At 71.8% G+C, this 16,632-nt stretch carries 21 protein-coding genes; 5 read left to right on the top strand and 16 right to left on the bottom strand.

The annotated features are described in order from the left end of the window. The first annotated feature begins 15 nt into the window (after positions 1 to 15). The gene (locus AB0E85_RS02785) at positions 16 to 447 is read left to right on the top strand and encodes a CBS domain-containing protein (protein WP_361921727.1); all 432 of its coding nucleotides are present in this window, start codon (positions 16 to 18) and stop codon (positions 445 to 447) included. Between the two features lie 115 nt (positions 448 to 562). Further along, the gene (locus tag AB0E85_RS02780; protein WP_361921725.1) at positions 563 to 1,105 is read left to right on the top strand and encodes a type 1 glutamine amidotransferase domain-containing protein; all 543 of its coding nucleotides are present in this window, start codon (positions 563 to 565) and stop codon (positions 1,103 to 1,105) included. A gap of 66 nt (positions 1,106 to 1,171) precedes the next feature. Here the strand turns inward: AB0E85_RS02780 and AB0E85_RS02775 are convergent, their stop codons facing one another. Continuing rightward, positions 1,172 to 1,429 (bottom strand): DUF6158 family protein, encoded by a 258-nt coding sequence (locus AB0E85_RS02775; RefSeq protein WP_361921723.1) that lies wholly within the window; start codon positions 1,427 to 1,429, stop codon positions 1,172 to 1,174. 94 nt (positions 1,430 to 1,523) lie between these two features. Between AB0E85_RS02775 and AB0E85_RS02770 the strand changes: the two genes are divergently transcribed. Further along, positions 1,524 to 2,624 (top strand): Vms1/Ankzf1 family peptidyl-tRNA hydrolase, encoded by a 1,101-nt coding sequence (locus tag AB0E85_RS02770; RefSeq protein ID WP_107453809.1) that lies wholly within the window; start codon positions 1,524 to 1,526, stop codon positions 2,622 to 2,624. A gap of 233 nt (positions 2,625 to 2,857) precedes the next feature. Here AB0E85_RS02770 and AB0E85_RS02765 read toward each other — a convergent pair whose 3' ends face one another. Both AB0E85_RS02765 and AB0E85_RS02760 read right to left on the bottom strand, forming a co-directional pair. Beyond that, positions 2,858 to 4,477 carry an ATP-binding cassette domain-containing protein gene (locus AB0E85_RS02765; RefSeq protein WP_361921721.1) on the bottom strand — a complete coding sequence of 540 codons (1,620 nt, stop codon included), beginning with the start codon at positions 4,475 to 4,477 and terminating at the stop codon, positions 2,858 to 2,860. A gap of 63 nt (positions 4,478 to 4,540) precedes the next feature. Further along, positions 4,541 to 5,083, bottom strand: coding sequence for an MOSC domain-containing protein (locus AB0E85_RS02760; RefSeq protein WP_361921719.1), 543 nt, complete (start codon positions 5,081 to 5,083; stop codon positions 4,541 to 4,543). A gap of 211 nt (positions 5,084 to 5,294) precedes the next feature. On the opposite strand from AB0E85_RS02760, the gene AB0E85_RS02755 reads away from it, so the two are divergent. Further along, positions 5,295 to 6,116, top strand: coding sequence for a class I SAM-dependent methyltransferase (locus tag AB0E85_RS02755; protein WP_361921717.1), 822 nt, complete (start codon positions 5,295 to 5,297; stop codon positions 6,114 to 6,116). 42 nt (positions 6,117 to 6,158) lie between these two features. Beyond that, on the top strand, positions 6,159 to 6,329 hold the full coding sequence (locus AB0E85_RS02750; RefSeq protein ID WP_031136400.1) for a hypothetical protein: 171 nt from the start codon (positions 6,159 to 6,161) through the stop codon (positions 6,327 to 6,329). A 51-nt stretch (positions 6,330 to 6,380) separates the two neighbouring features. Here the strand turns inward: AB0E85_RS02750 and AB0E85_RS02745 are convergent, their stop codons facing one another. The 13 genes from AB0E85_RS02745 to AB0E85_RS02685 form a co-directional block, all read right to left on the bottom strand. Further along, complete coding sequence (locus AB0E85_RS02745) at positions 6,381 to 6,644, bottom strand: gas vesicle protein K (protein WP_030843810.1); 264 nt, start codon at positions 6,642 to 6,644, stop codon at positions 6,381 to 6,383. Between the two features lie 35 nt (positions 6,645 to 6,679). Then, on the bottom strand, positions 6,680 to 6,868 hold the full coding sequence (locus AB0E85_RS02740; RefSeq protein WP_003994122.1) for a gas vesicle protein: 189 nt from the start codon (positions 6,866 to 6,868) through the stop codon (positions 6,680 to 6,682). Positions 6,869 to 6,884: 16 nt separating this feature from the next. Then, complete coding sequence (locus AB0E85_RS02735) at positions 6,885 to 7,640, bottom strand: GvpL/GvpF family gas vesicle protein (RefSeq protein ID WP_361921714.1); 756 nt, start codon at positions 7,638 to 7,640, stop codon at positions 6,885 to 6,887. Beyond that, entirely contained in the window at positions 7,637 to 7,975 is a 339-nt protein-coding gene (locus AB0E85_RS02730) for a gas vesicle protein (protein WP_031108661.1), read from the bottom strand. The genes AB0E85_RS02735 and AB0E85_RS02730 overlap by 4 nt, the downstream gene beginning before the upstream one ends. Further along, complete coding sequence (locus tag AB0E85_RS02725) at positions 7,972 to 9,111, bottom strand: SRPBCC family protein (protein WP_361921712.1); 1,140 nt, start codon at positions 9,109 to 9,111, stop codon at positions 7,972 to 7,974. Before AB0E85_RS02725 ends, AB0E85_RS02730 begins: the two co-directional genes overlap by 4 nt. Further along, positions 9,108 to 9,764, bottom strand: coding sequence for a DNA primase (locus AB0E85_RS02720; RefSeq protein WP_361921710.1), 657 nt, complete (start codon positions 9,762 to 9,764; stop codon positions 9,108 to 9,110). The genes AB0E85_RS02725 and AB0E85_RS02720 overlap by 4 nt, the downstream gene beginning before the upstream one ends. Beyond that, complete coding sequence (locus tag AB0E85_RS02715; RefSeq protein WP_361921708.1) at positions 9,761 to 10,024, bottom strand: gas vesicle protein GvpG; 264 nt, start codon at positions 10,022 to 10,024, stop codon at positions 9,761 to 9,763. Before AB0E85_RS02715 ends, AB0E85_RS02720 begins: the two co-directional genes overlap by 4 nt. A gap of 4 nt (positions 10,025 to 10,028) precedes the next feature. Then, complete coding sequence (locus AB0E85_RS02710) at positions 10,029 to 10,802, bottom strand: GvpL/GvpF family gas vesicle protein (protein WP_361921706.1); 774 nt, start codon at positions 10,800 to 10,802, stop codon at positions 10,029 to 10,031. Continuing rightward, entirely contained in the window at positions 10,799 to 11,224 is a 426-nt protein-coding gene (locus AB0E85_RS02705; protein WP_161361846.1) for a gas vesicle structural protein GvpA, read from the bottom strand. The genes AB0E85_RS02710 and AB0E85_RS02705 overlap by 4 nt, the downstream gene beginning before the upstream one ends. A 46-nt stretch (positions 11,225 to 11,270) precedes the next feature. Further along, a complete protein-coding gene (locus tag AB0E85_RS02700) occupies positions 11,271 to 11,642 on the bottom strand; it encodes a gas vesicle protein (protein WP_361921704.1) in 372 nt (123 codons plus the stop codon). A gap of 93 nt (positions 11,643 to 11,735) precedes the next feature. Continuing rightward, the gene (ligD, locus tag AB0E85_RS02695) at positions 11,736 to 12,665 is read right to left on the bottom strand and encodes a non-homologous end-joining DNA ligase (protein WP_361921702.1); all 930 of its coding nucleotides are present in this window, start codon (positions 12,663 to 12,665) and stop codon (positions 11,736 to 11,738) included. Continuing rightward, a complete protein-coding gene (locus AB0E85_RS02690) occupies positions 12,662 to 14,509 on the bottom strand; it encodes a transketolase (protein ID WP_361921700.1) in 1,848 nt (615 codons plus the stop codon). The genes ligD and AB0E85_RS02690 overlap by 4 nt, the downstream gene beginning before the upstream one ends. Further along, complete coding sequence (locus AB0E85_RS02685; protein WP_361921698.1) at positions 14,506 to 16,575, bottom strand: FAD-dependent oxidoreductase; 2,070 nt, start codon at positions 16,573 to 16,575, stop codon at positions 14,506 to 14,508. Before AB0E85_RS02685 ends, AB0E85_RS02690 begins: the two co-directional genes overlap by 4 nt. Positions 16,576 to 16,632 lie beyond the last annotated feature (57 nt).

Raw genomic sequence — 16,632 nt, 5'->3', positions numbered from 1 at the left:
GGGAAGGCTCCCGTGATGGCCCAGTACGTCAAGGACGTGATGACAGCGGGTGTGGTCGCCGTGCGCCCGGACGCCTCGCTCGTCGAGGCGGCGCAGCTGATGCGCACCCAGAACATCGGCGACGTGGTGGTGGCCGAGGGGCAGGACGTGATCGGTGTGCTCACCGACCGTGACATCACGGTACGGGCCGTCGCCGACGGCGTCGACCCGATGACGGTGAGCGCGCGGACGGCGTGCACCCCGAATCCGGTGACGGTGACGCCGGACGACCGCGTGGCGACGGCGGTGACGCTGATGCGCGAGCACGCGGTGCGCCGGCTGCCCGTGGTGGAGAACGGACTGCCGGTGGGGATCGTGAGCCTCGGCGACGTGGCCGAGGCCGAGGACCCCGCGTCGGCACTCGCCGACATCAGCCGCGCCGAGCCCGATGCCCGGGGCGGCGGGTGAGCACGGAGCGGGCGGAGCGGCCCGCGCGGGCGTGAAAGCCGGCTGCCGCGACGAACAAGAGCCCAGCACGCAGAACAGCTCAGAACGAGGAAGAGCGGGAAGGACGTAGAACATCATGCGTATCGCGTTTCTGGTCGCGCCCGAGGGCGTCGAGCAGGTCGAGCTGACCGATCCGTGGCAGGCCGCGAAGGACGCGGGTCACGAGCCCGTGCTGGTGTCGACGCAGCAGGGCGAGATCCAGGCCTTCAACCACCTCGACAAGGCGGACACGTTCCCCGTGGACGAGGTGGTGGGCGACTCCGCGCCGGACTCCTTCGGCGCTCTCGTGCTGCCCGGCGGCGTCGCCAATCCGGACTTCCTGCGGATGGACGACAAGGCCGTGGCGTTCGTCCGGGACTTCTTCGAGCACGGCCGCCCGGTCGCGGCGATCTGCCACGCGCCGTGGACGCTGGTCGAGGCGGACGTCGTGCGCGGCCGGGAGCTGACGTCCTGGCCGAGCCTACAGACCGACATCCGCAACGCGGGCGGCACCTGGGTCGACAAGCAGGTCAAGGTCTGTGACCACGGGGCGAACAAGCTGGTCACCAGCCGCAAGCCGGACGATCTGAAGGCGTTCTGCGAGACCTTCCTGGAGGTCTTCGCGCAGGAGGCCGCCTGACGGTCCGGTGGCCCGCGCCGAGCGTGGCGCGCGCCGCGCCGTGCCGGTCCGCGTCCTTCGAGGGGCTCAGGTGCCGGGGCTGCCGGGGGTTTCCGACTCCCCGCTCCCCCGCTCCCGGGCCCCTTCGCGTGTGCGGCCCGCGGCCACCGGGCGGCGCGGGTTGCGGCGCAGGTACTCGCCCTCCAGCTGCGCCATCCGCTCGTTGTGGGCGCGCAGCGCGTCGTTCGAGCCGTAGAGCAGCGTGTCGTGGCGCGTGCGGTGGATGGTCTCCAGCTCTTTCATCAGCTGCTGGTCGTCCAGCCGGTCAGGATCCACTCCGGTCATCGTGTCGCCCCGCTCGTCGTGTTCGTCTCTGCGGTCCGGGTACCCGCCCCCGGAGCAACTGAGCACTGCCCCCGAGCGGCATCCGGGAGGAACCATGGATCTCGCCTTTCTGCACCCACTGTACGAACACCCCGGGCCCTGGGCCTCCGTGTACGTCGACACCTCTCGGCACACGGAGGGCACTCCCCACGAGCGGGAGCTGACGGCCCAGGCGATGGCCGGTGCGCTGGCCGAGCAGGGAGCGGACGAGGCGACGTGCCAGGCCGTGCGGGGCGCGATCGAGGATCTGCGGCACTCGTCCGAGCCGCACGGCCGGGCCCTGTTCGCCCGCGCCGGCGAGGTCGTCCTCGACCCGCCGCTCGTCCGTCCCCCGCAGGGCGGCGACTGGGCCGAATGGGCGCCGCTGCCGCGGGTCGCGCCCCTGCTGGAGCTGGCCGGCGAGGACCCGGTGTGCGTGGTGGCGTACGTCGACCGCAAGGGCGCGGACTTCGAGCTGCGCAACGCGCTGGGCCGGGAGGACGCGGGGAGCGTCAGCGGGCGGCAGTGGCCCGTGCACCGGACGAGTTCCGCCGACTGGTCCGAGCGGCACTTCCAACTGCGGGTGGAGAACACCTGGGAGCACAACGCCGCGGAGATCGCCGACGCGCTCGCCGTGTGCCAGGAGGAGACCAAGGCCGACCTGCTGATTCTCGTCGGCGACGACCGGGAGCGGCGGTCCGTGCACGAGCGGCTGCCCAAGCGGCTGCACGCTCTGGTCGTCGAGGCGCCGCACGGCACCGGCAGCCGGCTGCTCGACGAGGACGTGGAGCGGGCCCGGGCCGAGCACGTGGCCCGGCAGGCCGAGGCGGAGCTGGAGCGGTTCCGCGCCGCCCGCACCCCTGACGACGAGGGCCGGACCGGGGCCGCCGAGGGCGTGCCCGCGCTGGTCGAGGCGGCGCGGGAGCACCGCATCGACGAGCTGTTGATCAGGGTGGACGGGCCCGACGCGCACCGCGAGGTGTGGATCGGGGAGGATCCCGACCAGCTCGCGGTGCGCCGCACGGACCTGAAGGTCCTGGGCGAGCAGCACTCGTGGCCGGCCCGGGCGGACGACGCGCTGATCCGTTCCGCGGTGGCCACGGACGCGCCCGCGCTGTCGGTGTCCGAGCGGGAGGTGCCCGTGGGGGGCCTCGGAGCGCTGCTGCGCTGGAAGTGAGCGGGGCTGTGCGCCCGGCCTCCTTGGCGGTGCTTCACGCATCGCGTGTGCGGCTACGTTGTGGCCGGTCGCGCAGTTCCCCGCGCCCCTGAGGGCGCGGCCCCCCGGCGCTTGCAAGTGACCGGGTACCGCGCCCCGCCGCGGGAGTGCCGCACACCTCGCGCGTGCGGGCACACGGTGGCCGGTCGCGCAGTTCCCCGCGCCCCTGAGGCGGCGCGCCCCAGCGGGCCCGTTCAGCGCGCCCGTTCCACGCGGCGTTCGTCCCAGACCGGGTCCGGGGTCTCCCGGACCCGGCCGTCGCTGCCGAAGACCAGGAAGCGGTCGAAGGAGCGGGCGAACCAGCGGTCGTGGGTGACCGCGAGGACCGTGCCGTCGAAGGCCTCCAGGCCTTCCTGGAGGGCCTCGGCGGACTCCAGGTCGAGGTTGTCGGTCGGCTCGTCCAGCAGCAGCGCGGTCACGCCCTGAAGCTCCAGCAGGAGGATCTGGAAGCGGGCCTGCTGGCCCCCGGAGAGACGCTCGAACGTCTGCTCCGCCTGCTGGGTGAGTTCGTAGCGGCGCAGCCGCGAGGATGCGGCGCCGCGGTCCTGGGCGTGCTCCTTCCACAGGATGTCCAGGAGTGTGCGGCCCTCCAGCTCCGGATGCGCGTGTGTCTGCGCGAAGTGGCCGGGCACGACCCGGGCGCCCAGTTTCCAGTCGCCCGTGTGCGCCACGTCGTCGCCGGCGAGCAGGCGCAGGAAGTGCGACTTGCCGGAGCCGTTGGAGCCGAGGACGGCGACGCGTTCGCCGTAGAAGACCTCCAGGTCGAAGGGCTTCATCAGGCCGGTGAGCTCCAGGTTCGCGCAGGTGACGGCACGGACGCCGGTACGGCCGCCCTTGATCCGCATCCTGATGTCCTGCTCGCGCGGCGGCTCCGGGGGCGGGCCGGCCTCCTCGAACTTGCGCAGACGGGTCTGCGCGGCCGCGTAGCGCGAGGCCAACTCATGGCTCACCGCAGCGGCCTGACGTAGCGTCAGTACCAGCTTCTTCAGCTGCGCGTGCTTCTCGTCCCACCGCCTGCGCAGCTCCTCGAAGCGGGCGAAGCGCTCGCGCCGGGCGTCGTGGAAGGTGGCGAAACCGCCGCCGTGCACCCAGGCGTCGGCACCGGCGGGACCGGGCTCCAGGGAGATGATGCGCTGGGCCGCGCGGGCGAGGAGTTCGCGGTCGTGGGAGACGAACAGAACCGTCTTGCGGGTCTCCTTCAGCCGTTCCTCCAGCCACCGCTTGCCGGGGACGTCGAGGTAGTTGTCGGGCTCGTCGAGGAGCAGCACCTCGTCGGTGCCGCGCAGCAGCGCCTCCAGGACGAGCCGCTTCTGCTCGCCGCCGGAGAGGGTGCGGACCTCCCGGAACTGCGCCTTGTCGTACGGCACCCCGAGCGCCGCCGTGGTGCACATGTCCCACAGTGTCTCGGCCTCGTAGCCGCGGGCCTCGGCCCAGTCGGCGAGGGCCTGGGCGTACTTCAGCTGGGCGGCCTCGTCGTCGACGGTCATGATGGCGTGCTCGGCCTCGTCGACGGCCTTCGCGGCCTCGCGGATGCGGGGCGTCGCTACGGACACGAGCAGGTCGCGCACGGTCGTCTCGTCGCGCACGGACCCGACGAACTGCCGCATGACCCCGAGTCCGCCACCGACGACCACGGACCCGCCGTGCGGCTTGAGCTCACCGGCGAGCATGCGCAGCAGGGTGGTCTTCCCGGCGCCGTTGGGACCCACGAGGGCCACCACGGCCCCCTCCCCCACCCGGAACGAGACATCACCCAGCAGCGCCCTTCCGTCGGGCAGGTAGTACTCCAGGTGCGCGGCTTCGAGGTGTCCCATGGGCGCGATTGTGTGGGGGCGCGGGGGCCGGGGGCAAACGGGTTTCGGGTGACGCGGTGCCGGTCAGACCTTCTCCAGCGGCCGGTGCGGTCCGCTGGGGAGTTCCGCCTCGATCGTGTCGCCGGGGCGTACCACGCCGCCCTCGCGCACCACGCTCATGATCCCGGCCTTGCGCACGATGTTTCCCGCCTCGTCACGTCCGACGACCTGCTTCAGCAGCCCGCCCTGGAAGAGGTCGATCTGGAGGCAGGGGTTGCGCAGCCCGGTGACCTCCAGGACGGCGCTGTCGCCGATGCGCAGCAGGGTGCCGGCCGGCAGCGCCAGCAGGTCGATGCCCCGGGTGGTGATGTTCTCGCCGAGCTCGCCGGGGGCCACCTCGAAGCCCGCCTCGCCGACCTCGGCGAAGAGCTCCTCGTGCATGAGGTGGACCTGCCGCAGGTTCGGCTGGGTGGGGTCCTGCGCGACGCGCGAGCGGTGCTTGACCGTCACGCCGGCGTGCACGTCCCCCTCGACGCCGAGGCCGGTGAGCAGCGTGATGCTGTCCCGGTTCGGCTTGGTGAACGAGTACTCCCCGTTGCTGCTGACCGCCGTCACGTGGCCGCTCATCGATCGGTTCCCCCTGTTTCGGTGTTGATGATCAGCCATGAGCCTGCCCCGGGGCCGTTGGTGTGTCCACCCCCTCCGGGTACCCGCCCGGCATGACGTCACCGGTTGCTGATGCACCGTCAGTCCATATTTCAGGATGCGGGTCTCAATATGCGGCATACCTGCGTACGGTGATCTCCTGCCGACCCGACCGGAAGGGGTGGGATCCGCCATGCCGGAACCCCGCGAGACCGCCGTCTACACCCATGGGCACCACGAGTCCGTCCTGCGCTCGCACACCTGGCGCACCGCCGCCAATTCGGCGGCGTACCTGCTGCCTTCGCTCAAGCCCCACATGAAGATCCTGGACATCGGCTGCGGGCCGGGCACGATCACCGCCGATCTCGCCGAACTCGTGCCCGACGGGCAGGTCACCGGCGTCGACCGGGTGCCGGAGATCCTCGGACAGGCACGCGCCACGGCGGCCGGACGGGGGCTGGCCAACGTGGACTTCGCGGTCGCCGACGTGCACGCCCTGGACTACCAGGACGACACGTTCTGCGTCGTCCACGCCCACCAGGTGCTCCAGCACGTGGGCGACCCGGTGCGGGCGCTGCGCGAGATGAGGCGCGTCGTCAGGCCGGGCGGTCTCGTCGCCGTACGGGACGCAGACTACGAGGCCATGACCTGGTACCCGGCGTCAGAGGGTCTGGACGCCTGGCTGGACCTCTACCGCCGGGTGGCCCGGGCCAACGGCGGCGAGCCGGACGCCGGGCGACGGCTGAAGGCCTGGGCGCTGCGGGCCGGCTTCACCGACATCACGGCGACCTCCGGCACCTGGACCTTCGCCACGCCGCAGGAGCGGGCCTGGTGGAGCGGGCTGTGGGCCGACCGCACCCTGGCCTCGACGTACGCGGACCGGGCCGTCGAGGGCGGACACACCGACGGGGCGGGGCTGCGCCGCGCGGCCGCGGCCTGGCGGGAGTGGGGCGCGCGGGACGACGGGTGGTTCAGCGTGCTGCACGGAGAAGTTCTCTGCCGCAAGGAAGCCTGAAACACCAATTCCGGGACACCCTCAAAGCAGGAGGTTCGAATTATGGTTCCCATCCTGCTGGTACTGCTTCTGGCTTTGGTTCTGTTCGGCGCCGGATTCGCAGTGAAGATTCTCTGGTGGATCGCTCTCGCGGTTCTCGTCCTGTGGCTGCTGGGATTCTTCGTCCGCGGCACGTCGGCAGCGGGCGGCAGGGGCCGTTGGTACAGGTGGTAGGACGCACATGTTCCCCGGGCCTGGGTCAGGGCCCGGGGAAACGCGTGTGCGTCAGTCCCGCGGAAGCAGCGGTCCGAGCGGCCCGAGGTCCAGGTTCAGGTCCTCGGGCCGCAGTCCGTAGCGGTCGCGCAGTTCCGTCATCCGCTCGTCGAGCAGCATGAGCGTGAGCCCGATCCGCTCCTCCTGCTCCTCGCTCAGATCCCCCACGTCGAACCGGCGCAGCGCCTGGCGCTCCATGAGTTGGCGCAGCAGTTCCACCACCGTCAGCACGAGTTTGACCAGGTCGCGCTCGACCGTGTCGGGCTCCAGATCCATCCGGTTGGATCGCGGCCTGGGGTTCTCACGGGCGGTCACAGCAACTCCTCGAACGGTGAGGGCACCTGGGCGTTCACCGAGCTGATGAGCGCGTTGAGGTCGATGCGGACCAGGTCGACGTCGGCGATGCGCAGGGTGATGTCCCCCGTGATCACGACGCCGCCGGCGAGCAGCCGGTCGAGCAGGTCCACGAGGGCGACCTCACGGCGTTCCACTACGGTCACGGATTCTCCCGGTCGGTCATGTGGTCTCCCCGGCGAACGAATAGGCCGCCCAGGGACCGGTGAGCTCGATGCGCATTCCCGGCACCTCACCCTTCGTGCGGTCCACCAGTTCCACGAATTCCTCGGAATTCGCGCGGGGCACGAGATAGGCGGCGTTCAGTACGTTCCGCCCGGTCGCCTTGGAGAGCGCGGGATTCTGCGGGGGATGCATCCGGGAATCCTCCGCGAATGCGGAAAGCTCCTCGTGCAGTCGGGTCGAGAATGCCTCGGCCTTCTGCCACATTTCCTCGTGGGACCTGGTCTGCACACGCCGCTGGCGCAGGTAGTCCCGGCCCGACGCGGGCTTCTGCGCGGGCCGGGCGCTCTCCTGCGGTTCGGACTCGGCGTACACCTTGACGCCCCACTCGACGCGGCCCTCCAGACGGTCGAGGGTGCGCAGGAAGTCCTCCTCGCGGGCCTCGATCATCATCCGTACGCCGCTGTCGTCGTGGAAGACGGTGCCGAGCCGCAGTGGCAGCGGGGACGTGACCGTGGTGAGCGCGTCGATCACGCCCTGGTGGGCCCGGGCGGTCTCGGTGAGCCAGTCCAGGTCCTCCAGATGGCGCCGGAGCGGCTCCTCGGCGAAGTCCCGCTCCGGCACGTGGCTCACCACGGCCACCAGGCCGTGGTGAGTCAGCGCTCTGGGCGGATCACCCGCCACCCCCGTCAACTGGGACTGGAGCGGCGTGCCGAAGGGGCGGCAGACGGCGTAGACGTACCGCAGTCCGGTCACGGTGCCTCCTTCTTCTCCGCGCGGCCGGGCTCCAGTTCCTCCAGCCGGGCCAGCCTCTCGCGCAACTCGGCGTTCTCACGGGTCAGTTCGTCACGGCGGGCCCGTGAGCTCAGGGCCGGGTCGGTCTCCCACCAGTCGATGCCCATCTCCTTCGCCTTGTCGACGGAGGCGACGATCAGACGCAGTTTGATCGTGAGGAGTTCGATGTCGAGCAGGTTGATCCGGATGTCGCCCGCAATGACGATGCCCTTGTCCAGGACCCGTTCAAGGATGTCGGCGAGATTGGCACCGCTTCCCTGACCGTAGGGCTCGGGCATCCTGCTGGGCGTCGTCATCGCCGGCTCCCTGCCTCGACTTCCTCATCCTCGTCCTCGTATTCCTCGTCCTCGTACTCGCCCTCGGGCTCTTCCTCCTCCTCGGGCTCTTCCCCGTCCTCCTCGTCGTACTCGGCCTCGGAGTCGTCCTCGTACTCGCCCTCGGGCTCCTCCTCGCCCTCCTCTTCCGGCTCGTCCTCGTCGTACTCGTCCTCGGCCTCCTCGCCCTCGGGGCGGTCTTCCTCGGACTCCTGCTCGGACTCCTGCTCCGACTCCTCTTCGGCGACGGCGTCGTCGTGACTACGGACCACCTCGCCGTCGCGGATCTCACCGCGCCAGCCGTCCTCCGCCTCGCCCTTGATCGTGATGAAGCGGACGAAGTTCTTGAGGTCGAGCCGGGCCCGGCGGCCCTGGGCGCGCCAGATGTTGCCGGTCTTCTCGAAGAAGCCGGAGGGGTAGTACTCGATGACCAGCAGGACGCGGGTCAGGTTGTCGGTGAGCCGGTGGAAGGAGACGACGCCCTTCGTGGTGCCCTTGGCGCCCTCGGAGGTCCAGGCGATGCGGTCGTCGGGAACCTGCTCGGTGGTCTTCGCCTTCCAGCTGCGATTGGACCACCAGATCTTCGCCTGCCAGTCGGAGTGCGTGTCGTCGTCGCGGCTCGCGCTCTTGACGCCCTTGGCGAAGGTGCTGAAGTCCTGGTACTTCGTCCACTGGTCGTACGCCGTGCGCAGCGGCACGCCGACGTCGATGTGCTCGATGATGACGGTGGGCTTGTTGCCGGAACGGCCCTTGCCCTTCTTGCCCTTGCCGCCGCCGCCCAGGTTCTTGAAGGCGCCGGTGACCTTGTCCTTGATGCGCGAGCCGCCCAGCTCCACGGCGGAGCGCAACGGTCCCTTGCCCTCGGCGATCTTGCGACCGCCGTCGAGGGCGAGCTTGGCGAAGCCGGGGCTGTTGCCCTCGGCGATGTCGTTCAGCTTGCCGGTGGTCTCGCCGAGCTTGCGGCCGACGCCGGTCAGCATGCGGGTGGCCTGGGCGGCGAGGTACTCCTGCAACTCGGCCTTGAGCCGGTCGGCGGCCTCGCTGTGGGCCAGGTCGGTGAGCGGGTTCTTCGCCGCTCCGTTGGCGGCGGACTTCGCCGAACCGAGTGTGTCGCTCATCCCTCACCGCCTCCCTTCGGCAGCCGGGACCGGGCGCTGCCGCCCCTGCTCCCGGAGGTCGCCTTCTTGGCGGCCGTGGTCTTCTTCGCCGCCGTCTTCTTCGCGGGCGCCTTCTTGGCGGCCTTCTTGGCGGGGGCCTTCCTGGCGGTCTTCTGGGCCGTCTTCTTCGCGGAGGGCCTCTTGGCCGGGGCCTTCTTCGCCGCCGGCGGCTCGTCCTCGTCCCCCTGGTGCGCGGAGTCCTCGGACTCGTCGTCACGGGACTCCTCGTCCCGCGGCTCGTCGTCCTCGGGTTCCTCGTCCTCGTACGCGTCGTCGTCCTCGCGCCCGCCGGGCACCACGCCCGTCAGCTGGTCGCGCACCTGGGCGGTACGGCCGTGCAGCCGGTCGGACAGGGCGTCGAGCTGACGCTCGACCATGGCACCGGAGGCCGCCTTGCCGACACCGCGCAGATCCTCACGCAGCTGGTCCCCGATCTCCTTGAACTGCGGGTTGTTCCGCAGCTGCTGCTGCAACAGCTCCGCGACCATACGCGGGCTCAGGTTCAGTTTCTTCCCGGCGACCAGGCCGCCGACGGCCACTGCCATCTTCAGCTTTTTGGTGCGTCCCAGGAGATATCCGGCCCCCACCGCGAGGCCCAGTCCCATTCGGTTCATTGTGTAGTCCCGTTGCCTGTTCCCGCGCTCCCGCGCGAAGCGGTCTCCAGCCGGTCGAGGAGGTCGTCCTCAAGGCGGTCGAACTCCTCCTCCGTGATCTCCCCGGCCTCCAGCTGCTCTTCCAGGCGGGCCAGTTCGGCCCGGATCGTCGCGGGGTCGTAGTAGATCCGCTCGGCTTCCTGGAGTACCTGTCTGACGGCCCAGGCGCTGCCGCGTACCGGTGCGAACGGCAGCAGCAGCACCTCCGAGATCAGGCCCACGTCGTCACCCCGCTCCGGTGTCCGTGCCACTCGCCACGGTGCCCGCGGGCTCGGCCGGGCCGGGCTCGACGAAGCTGTACGGCGGCAGCGGTCCGTTGACCCGCACCTCCAGGTGCGGCATGTCCTTGCGCAGCTGCTCGACCGCGGCCAGGAAGGACTCGGCCGCGTCCCGGTCCACCAGGAACGACACGTTGGCCAGCCAGCCCGTGGACTCGGGGCCCACGCTCACGTCGTCGGCGGACGCTTCCAGCGCGCGCTGCACCGCGGCGCCGTCGTCGGCCTCCTTGGCCTTGACCGCGGCCGCGACCAGCTCGCCGAGCCGGATCTTGTCGTCGTAACTTCCGCCACCCGCCTGCCGGTTGGCCTCCGCGAGCCCGCGGATGTCGGGGCTCTCGGCCATCACCTGGTGCAGGACGGCCTCTTCGACGTGGTTGGCCTTGACGTTGTACTCGACCCGGTTGTCCAGGGCCCGCAGCCGCTCCTTGTAGTGCTCGGCGCGCTCGGCGAGCACCCCGGTGATGGAGGTGTCGTCCGGGGCGACGCTGCCGAACCGCATGGGCAGCACGCAGCCGGCCGCTCCGGCCTCGCTGAGCACGTTCTGGTGCGCGAGCAGGTCCTTGCGCTTGGGCCGCAGCCCTTCCGGTGCCTCACTGACGACGGCAGCCAGGTCACCCTCGCGCAGAATGCGCACCTCGCGGGGCGGGTCTCCGACGCCGCCCATGCCCTCGGGCAGGGCGGGGTGCGAACTCGCCGCGATGCCGTAGACGTAGGTGCTCACTCCTGCTCCTCCTTACGGCGGGACGACGTGCTCTTGCGGGCCCGCGGACGCGACTCGGTCTCACCCTCGCTCCGGGCCTGCTTGAAGGCGTCGGAAATGGTCTCGGCGGCGCCGGACAGCGCCCCCTTCGACTTGCCGCGGGCACCGGACTCGGTGATCTCCCCGACCAGGTCGGGCAGGCCCGGGTCCTTGCGCGGCCCGGCCTCCAGGTCGAGCCGGTTGCACGCCTCGGCGAAGCGCAGATAGGTGTCGACGCTGGCGACGACGACGCGTACGTCGATCTTGAGGATCTCAATGCCGACCAGGGAGACGCGCACGAATGCGTCGATGACGAGCCCCCTGTCCAGGACGAGTTCGAGCACGTCGTAGAGACCGCTGCTGCCGCCTCCGCCGCCGGTCTGCTGTGCCGGTACGACAGTCATGCCGGGTGTTCCTCCTCGTGTGTGGGTGCTGGTCCGGTCGGGCGGCCTAGCGGCCGCCGGGCCTGCGCGCGTCGGAACGACCGCGTTCGTAGCGGCGGACGCGCCGGTAACCCGTGAGCTGCCCCTCTGCGTCGAGCTCCACCTGGTAGCTCGCCATCAGGCTCATCGTGTCGGGCACGCGCTCGAGTTCGAGGACCTCGACCTCCAGCGCCCAGCCCTCCTCCGTCTGCTCGAAGGACGACACGGACTCGGCTTCCATGCCGGTGAGCTCCGCGAGCTGGCCGCGCGCCTGGCGCAGCACCTCCATCGGGCTCGGCCGGCTCTTGGCCGACTGGTTGTCGTTCGCTTTGCTCGTGTTCCGGGAGTTCCGTGACTCCTGTGAATCCTGTGACTCTTGCGTGTTTTTTGTGTTCGACATGGCCACCTCCCCCTCCGTGTGGCCGCAAGCGTGTTCGCCAAACCTCTACAGGCGCATGCATCTGCCACCCGTCCGGCCGGAGGCGGGGGTGCCTCAGCCGCGCAGGGCGTTCAGCCGCCGCCGGGCCGGACCCAGCGCCCTGCCCCGGTTCAGCAGGCCTGACCAGGGGTTGGTCCGGGCCTGCTCGACGGCGTCGGCGACGGTCCAGCGGCGGGCGTGCAGCTCCGGGTCGTCCAGCTGGTCCCAGGTGACGGGGGTGGCCACCGGCGCGCCCGGGCGGGGCCGGACCGTGTAGGGCGCGACGGCGGTCTGGGCGTAGGCGTTGCGCTGGATGTCGAGGTAGAGCCGCTCGCCGCGCTCCTTCTTTCGGGCGGCGGTGGTGAGCCGGTCGGGGTGGGCGTCGGCGAGGGTGTCGGCGACGTCCCGGGAGAAGGCCCGCACCTCGTCGAAGTCGTGCCGGCCGTTCAGCGGCACGATCACGTGCAGCCCGCGCGAGCCGGTGGTCATCAGCGCCGAGGGCAGGTCGAGCTCGTCCAGCAGCTCCCCGAGCAGCCGGGCGGCCTCGCGCACGGCCTCGAAGTCGTCCCCCGCCGGGTCCAGGTCGAAGACCAGCCGGTCGGGGTGGTCGACGCCGTCGGCGCGGGACAGCCAGCGGTGCAGGGTGATGCTCGCCTGGTCGGCCAGGTAGAGCAGGGTCGCGGTGTCGTCGCAGACCGTGTGGCGGACGGTCCCGCCCTCCTTGGCCACCTCGACGCGGGAAATCCACTCCGGGTAGTGGTCCGGGGTGTTCTTCTGCATGAACGTCGGGCCGTCGATGCCGTCGGGGTGCCGCTCCAGCATCAGCGGCCGGCCGCGCAGGTGCGGCAGCATGAAGGGCGCGACGGCCCGGTGGTAGTCGACCAGGTCTCCCTTGGTGTACTCCTTGGCGTCGCCGCCGCCGGGGAAGAGCACCTTGTCCGGCCGGTGCACCTCCACCGTGCGGCGGCCCGCCCGCACGCGGCGCGTGCCGTCGCCGCCGCTCACCGCACGACCGCCTCCTCGACCAGCAGCCGTCCGGCCGCCGCGACGGACTCCGCGTCGATGCCCGCAGCGCGCAGCTGCTCCTCCGGGGACGCCGAGCCCGGCATGCTCCGTACGCCGAGCCGGACCAGGCGCGGTACGGGGCTCCCGTCGGTGAAGGCGTCGAGGACCGCGTCCCCGATGCCGCCCTCGGGGTGGTGGTCCTCCACGGTCACCAGGCAGCCGGTCTCCTCGGCGGCCCGGCGCAGGGTGGCCCGGTCGACGGGCTTCACGGAGTACAGGTCGATCACCCGCACCGCGATGCCCTCCTGCTCCAGCGCCTCGGCGGCGGCCAGCGCCTCGTGCACGGTGACGCCCGCCGCGACGAGGGTCAGCCGGTCCTCGCCGGAGGAGCGCAGCACCTTGCTGCCGCCGACCGGGAACTCCTCGTCGGGGGCGTAGATCACCGGGCTCTCGCCGCGCGAGGTGCGCAGGTAGCGCACGCCCTCCAGGCCGGCCATCGCGCCGACGAGCCGGGCGGTCTGGTTGGCGTCGCACGGATACAGCACGGTCGAGCCGTGCACCGCCCGCATCATCGCCAGGTCCTCAAGACCCATCTGGCTGGGCCCGTCCTGGCCGATGGCGACGCCCGCGTGCGAGCCGACGAGGTTGATGCCGGAGCCGCTGATCGACGCCATCCTGATGAAGTCGTACGCCCGGGTCAGGAAGGCCGCGAAGGTGGCGGCGTACGGCACCCAGCCGCGGGACGCGAGCCCGACCGCCGAGGCGACGAGCTGCTGCTCGGCGATGTAGCACTCGAAGTAGCGGTCGGGGTGCTCCTTGGCGAAGAACTCGGCGCGGGTGGAGTCGCCGACCTCGCCGTCCAGGGCGACGATGTCGCCTCGGCCGGTGCCGAGGGCGGTGAGCGCCTCACCGAAGGCGTTGCGGGTGGCGACCTCCTCGCCCTTGTCCCACCTCGGGAGGTCGAAGTCCCCGGTGTGGACGGAGTGCAGCATGCGGGCGGCGGGCGGCTCCTGCACCCGGACGCGGATGTCGCGGGGGCCGCCGAGTGCGGCGATGGCCTCCTCGGCCTCCGGCAGCGGCTTGCCGTGCAGGCCCTCGCGGTCCTGTACGCCCTCGACGCCCTTGCCCTTGAGGGTGCGGGCGAGGATCGCGGTGGGCTGGCCCTTGGTGGACGCGGCCTCGCCGTAGGCGCGGTCGATCGCGTCCACGTCGTGGCCGTCGACCTCGATGGTGTGCCAGTCGAAGGCCTGGAAGCGGCGGGCGTAGGCGTCCAGGTCGTGGCCGTGCCGGGTGGGGCCGCGCTGGCCGAGCCGGTTGACGTCGACGATCACGGTGAGGTTGTCCAGGTGCTCGTACCCGGCGTGCTCGGCGGCCTCCCACACGGACCCCTCGGCCAGCTCGCTGTCGCCGCACAGCACCCAGGTGCGGTAGCCGGTGCGGTCGAGCCGCTTGCCGGCCAGCGCGATGCCGACCCCGACGGGCAGGCCCTGCCCGAGCGAGCCGGTGGCCGTCTCGACCCACGGCAGGCGCTGCGGGGTGGGGTGCCCTTCGAGGCGGCTGCCGAGCTTGCGGAAGGTCAGCAGTTCCTCGTCGTCGATGGCGCCGGCCGCCTTGTACGCGGAGTACAGCAGCGGGGAGGCATGGCCCTTGGACAGGACGAAGCGGTCGTTGCCGGGGTGGGCCGGGCGGTCGAAGTCGTAGTGGAGGTGGTTGGCGAGCAGCACGGCCACCAGGTCGGCGGCGGACATCGAGGACGTCGGGTGCCCGGATCCCGCCGCCGCGGCGGCGCGGACACTGTCCACCCGCAGCTGCTGTCCGAGGTCGGTGAGTTCACCGGTGTTCATGAGTCTCCTTTCGCGGAGTCGTCGTCCGGGACGTCGGTTCGTTTGACGGGGCCGGGGGCGGGGTGGTCCGGGCCGGGCGAACGGGGCGAGGGCGCTGGGGCAGGCTGATTCTTGGCGGGCTCGCCACCGGGCTGGTTTTTCGCGGGCTCACCGCCGGGCTGGTTCCTCGCGGGTTCGCCGCCCGGCTGGTTCTTGGCGGGCTCGCCACCGGGCTCATTCCTCGCCGGCTCACCACCGGGCTGATTCCTCGCCGGCTCGCCACCCGGCTGGTTCTTCGCGGGCTCACCGCCGGGCTGGTTCCTCGCGGGTTCGCCGCCCGGCTGGTTCTTGGCGGGCTCGCCACCGGGCTGGTTCTTCGCCGGCTCGCCACCCGGCTGGTTCTTGGCGGATTCGCCACCTGTCGGGTTCCCCGAGGGCTCACCGGCGGGCTGCTTCTCGGTCGGCTCACCACCGGATCGGTTCCTCGCCGGCCCGTCGGCGGTCTCCTCGGTCGCCGTGGTCGCCGCGGCCGGACGGCCCTTCGCCGTCTCCGACTCCGATCGCAACTGGCCGTGCCCGGAGCCGGGCGGGCCCGCGAGCGGGCGGCCCTTCGCCGTCTCGGGCTCGGACCGCGGCTGCGCGGACCCGGATCCGGGTCGCACCTGCGTCGTCCCGGATCCGGGCTGCCCCTTCGCGGGCTCATCGGGGGACCCGTCCGTGTCGGCCGCGAGCGCCGCCCCCGGCCCGGAGCGGGCGTCAGCCCCCTGCCGCCGCCCGGGCCCGCCCGCCACGCGGGCCACCTCGGGCGACGACGTGTCCAGCGGCACCGACCAGGACCGTACGAGCCCCAACTGCACGGCCTGGCGCGGCAGCACCGCGTCCAGCAGCCAGTCGGCCGCGACCCGGACCCGGTTCCCGGGCATCGCGGCGAGGTGGTAGCCACGCGTCACCGCGCCCGCCGGTACGCCGGACATGGTCACGCCGAGCGGGTTGGCGGCGGCCTTCGCCCCGCCCAGGTCGACGACGAAGCCGAGGTCGCGGTGGCGGTAGGGCTTGCGCGAGCCGCCCAAGCCCAGCGACGCGGCCACGTTCTCCGCCGCGATCTTGCCGTGCCGCCAGGCGTGCTGCGCGGTCATCGGCGTATAGCTCCCGGGGTTCTCCAGATCGGGTACGGCGGCCACGTCACCGCACGCGAAGAGCTCCGGCCGGCCCGGCACCCGAAGGTGCGGGTCGACGAGCAGCCGCCCCTTCTCCATCGGCAGCCCGAGGGACTCGACCAGCGGGTCGGGACGTACGCCCACGCACCACACCAGCGTCCGGGTCTCGACGGACTCGCCGTCGGTCAGCACGACCCCCTCGTGCGTGGCCTCCTTCACGGAGGTCCCCATCCGCACGTCGACGCCCCGCTGCCGCAGGACCCGGTCGGCGGTGGCGGAGAGCTTCTCGTCCATCTCGGGCAGCACGCGCGGCGCCACGTCCAGCAGCATCCAGCGCGGCCGCATGCCCCGCCGCAGCGGGTGCTTGCGGACCTGAGCGTCGGTGAACATCTGCCCGTGCGCGGCGACCTCCGTGCCCGTGTACCCGGCACCGACGACCACGAAGGTGCAGCGCGCGGCGCACGCCTGCGGGTCGTCGGAGGCAGCCGCGAGCTCCACCTGCCGGGTCACGTGATCGCGCAGGTACAGCGCCTCGGGCAGGCCCCGGAAGCCGTGCGCGTGCTCGGCGACCCCGGGGATGGGCAGCAGCTTGTTGACGCTGCCCGCGGCCAGCACCAGCCGGTCGTAGGAGAGCGAGCCCTCCTCGCCCTCCGGGCCGGTGTAGCGCAGGGTGCGGTCGTCGAGGTCGATCCGCTCGGCCTCCCCCAGCACCAGCCGGACGTCCGGCAGCGAGTCCGAGAGGGAGACCGTGACCCGGCGCGGCTCCAGGATGCCGGCGGCGACCTGGGGCAGCAGGGGCAGGTACAGGAAGTAGTCGGTCGGGTTGAGCAGGGTGATGTGGGCCCGGCCCCGGGTGACCCGGGACAGGGTGCGGGCCGTGCGGTACCCGGCGAAGCCGGCACCGACGATCAGGATGCGGGGTCGACTCACGGTCGCTCGCCTCCGGCGCTGTCGCGTGGCTCGGGAGCCTTCCGCGTCCCCCTGGCC

The organism is Streptomyces sp. NPDC029044 (assembly GCF_040637495.1).
Taxonomy (GTDB): domain Bacteria; phylum Actinomycetota; class Actinomycetes; order Streptomycetales; family Streptomycetaceae; genus Streptomyces.
The sequence above is the reverse complement of the archived record's forward strand: the minus strand, read 5'-3'. Positions and strand labels throughout refer to the sequence as shown.

Coding starts and splice junctions, on each gene's coding strand:
- AB0E85_RS02785 (WP_361921727.1), top strand. CDS start 16: ATGGCCCAGTACGTCAAGGACGTGATGACAGCGGGTGTGGTCGCCGTG.
- AB0E85_RS02780 (WP_361921725.1), top strand. CDS start 563: ATGCGTATCGCGTTTCTGGTCGCGCCCGAGGGCGTCGAGCAGGTCGAG.
- AB0E85_RS02775 (WP_361921723.1), bottom strand. CDS start 1,429: ATGACCGGAGTGGATCCTGACCGGCTGGACGACCAGCAGCTGATGAAA.
- AB0E85_RS02770 (WP_107453809.1), top strand. CDS start 1,524: ATGGATCTCGCCTTTCTGCACCCACTGTACGAACACCCCGGGCCCTGG.
- AB0E85_RS02765 (WP_361921721.1), bottom strand. CDS start 4,477: ATGGGACACCTCGAAGCCGCGCACCTGGAGTACTACCTGCCCGACGGA.
- AB0E85_RS02760 (WP_361921719.1), bottom strand. CDS start 5,083: ATGAGCGGCCACGTGACGGCGGTCAGCAGCAACGGGGAGTACTCGTTC.
- AB0E85_RS02755 (WP_361921717.1), top strand. CDS start 5,295: ATGCCGGAACCCCGCGAGACCGCCGTCTACACCCATGGGCACCACGAG.
- AB0E85_RS02750 (WP_031136400.1), top strand. CDS start 6,159: ATGGTTCCCATCCTGCTGGTACTGCTTCTGGCTTTGGTTCTGTTCGGC.
- AB0E85_RS02745 (WP_030843810.1), bottom strand. CDS start 6,644: ATGGATCTGGAGCCCGACACGGTCGAGCGCGACCTGGTCAAACTCGTG.
- AB0E85_RS02730 (WP_031108661.1), bottom strand. CDS start 7,975: ATGACGACGCCCAGCAGGATGCCCGAGCCCTACGGTCAGGGAAGCGGT.
- AB0E85_RS02725 (WP_361921712.1), bottom strand. CDS start 9,111: ATGAGCGACACACTCGGTTCGGCGAAGTCCGCCGCCAACGGAGCGGCG.
- AB0E85_RS02720 (WP_361921710.1), bottom strand. CDS start 9,764: ATGAACCGAATGGGACTGGGCCTCGCGGTGGGGGCCGGATATCTCCTG.
- AB0E85_RS02705 (WP_161361846.1), bottom strand. CDS start 11,224: ATGACTGTCGTACCGGCACAGCAGACCGGCGGCGGAGGCGGCAGCAGC.
- AB0E85_RS02700 (WP_361921704.1), bottom strand. CDS start 11,642: ATGTCGAACACAAAAAACACGCAAGAGTCACAGGATTCACAGGAGTCA.
- AB0E85_RS02690 (WP_361921700.1), bottom strand. CDS start 14,509: ATGAACACCGGTGAACTCACCGACCTCGGACAGCAGCTGCGGGTGGAC.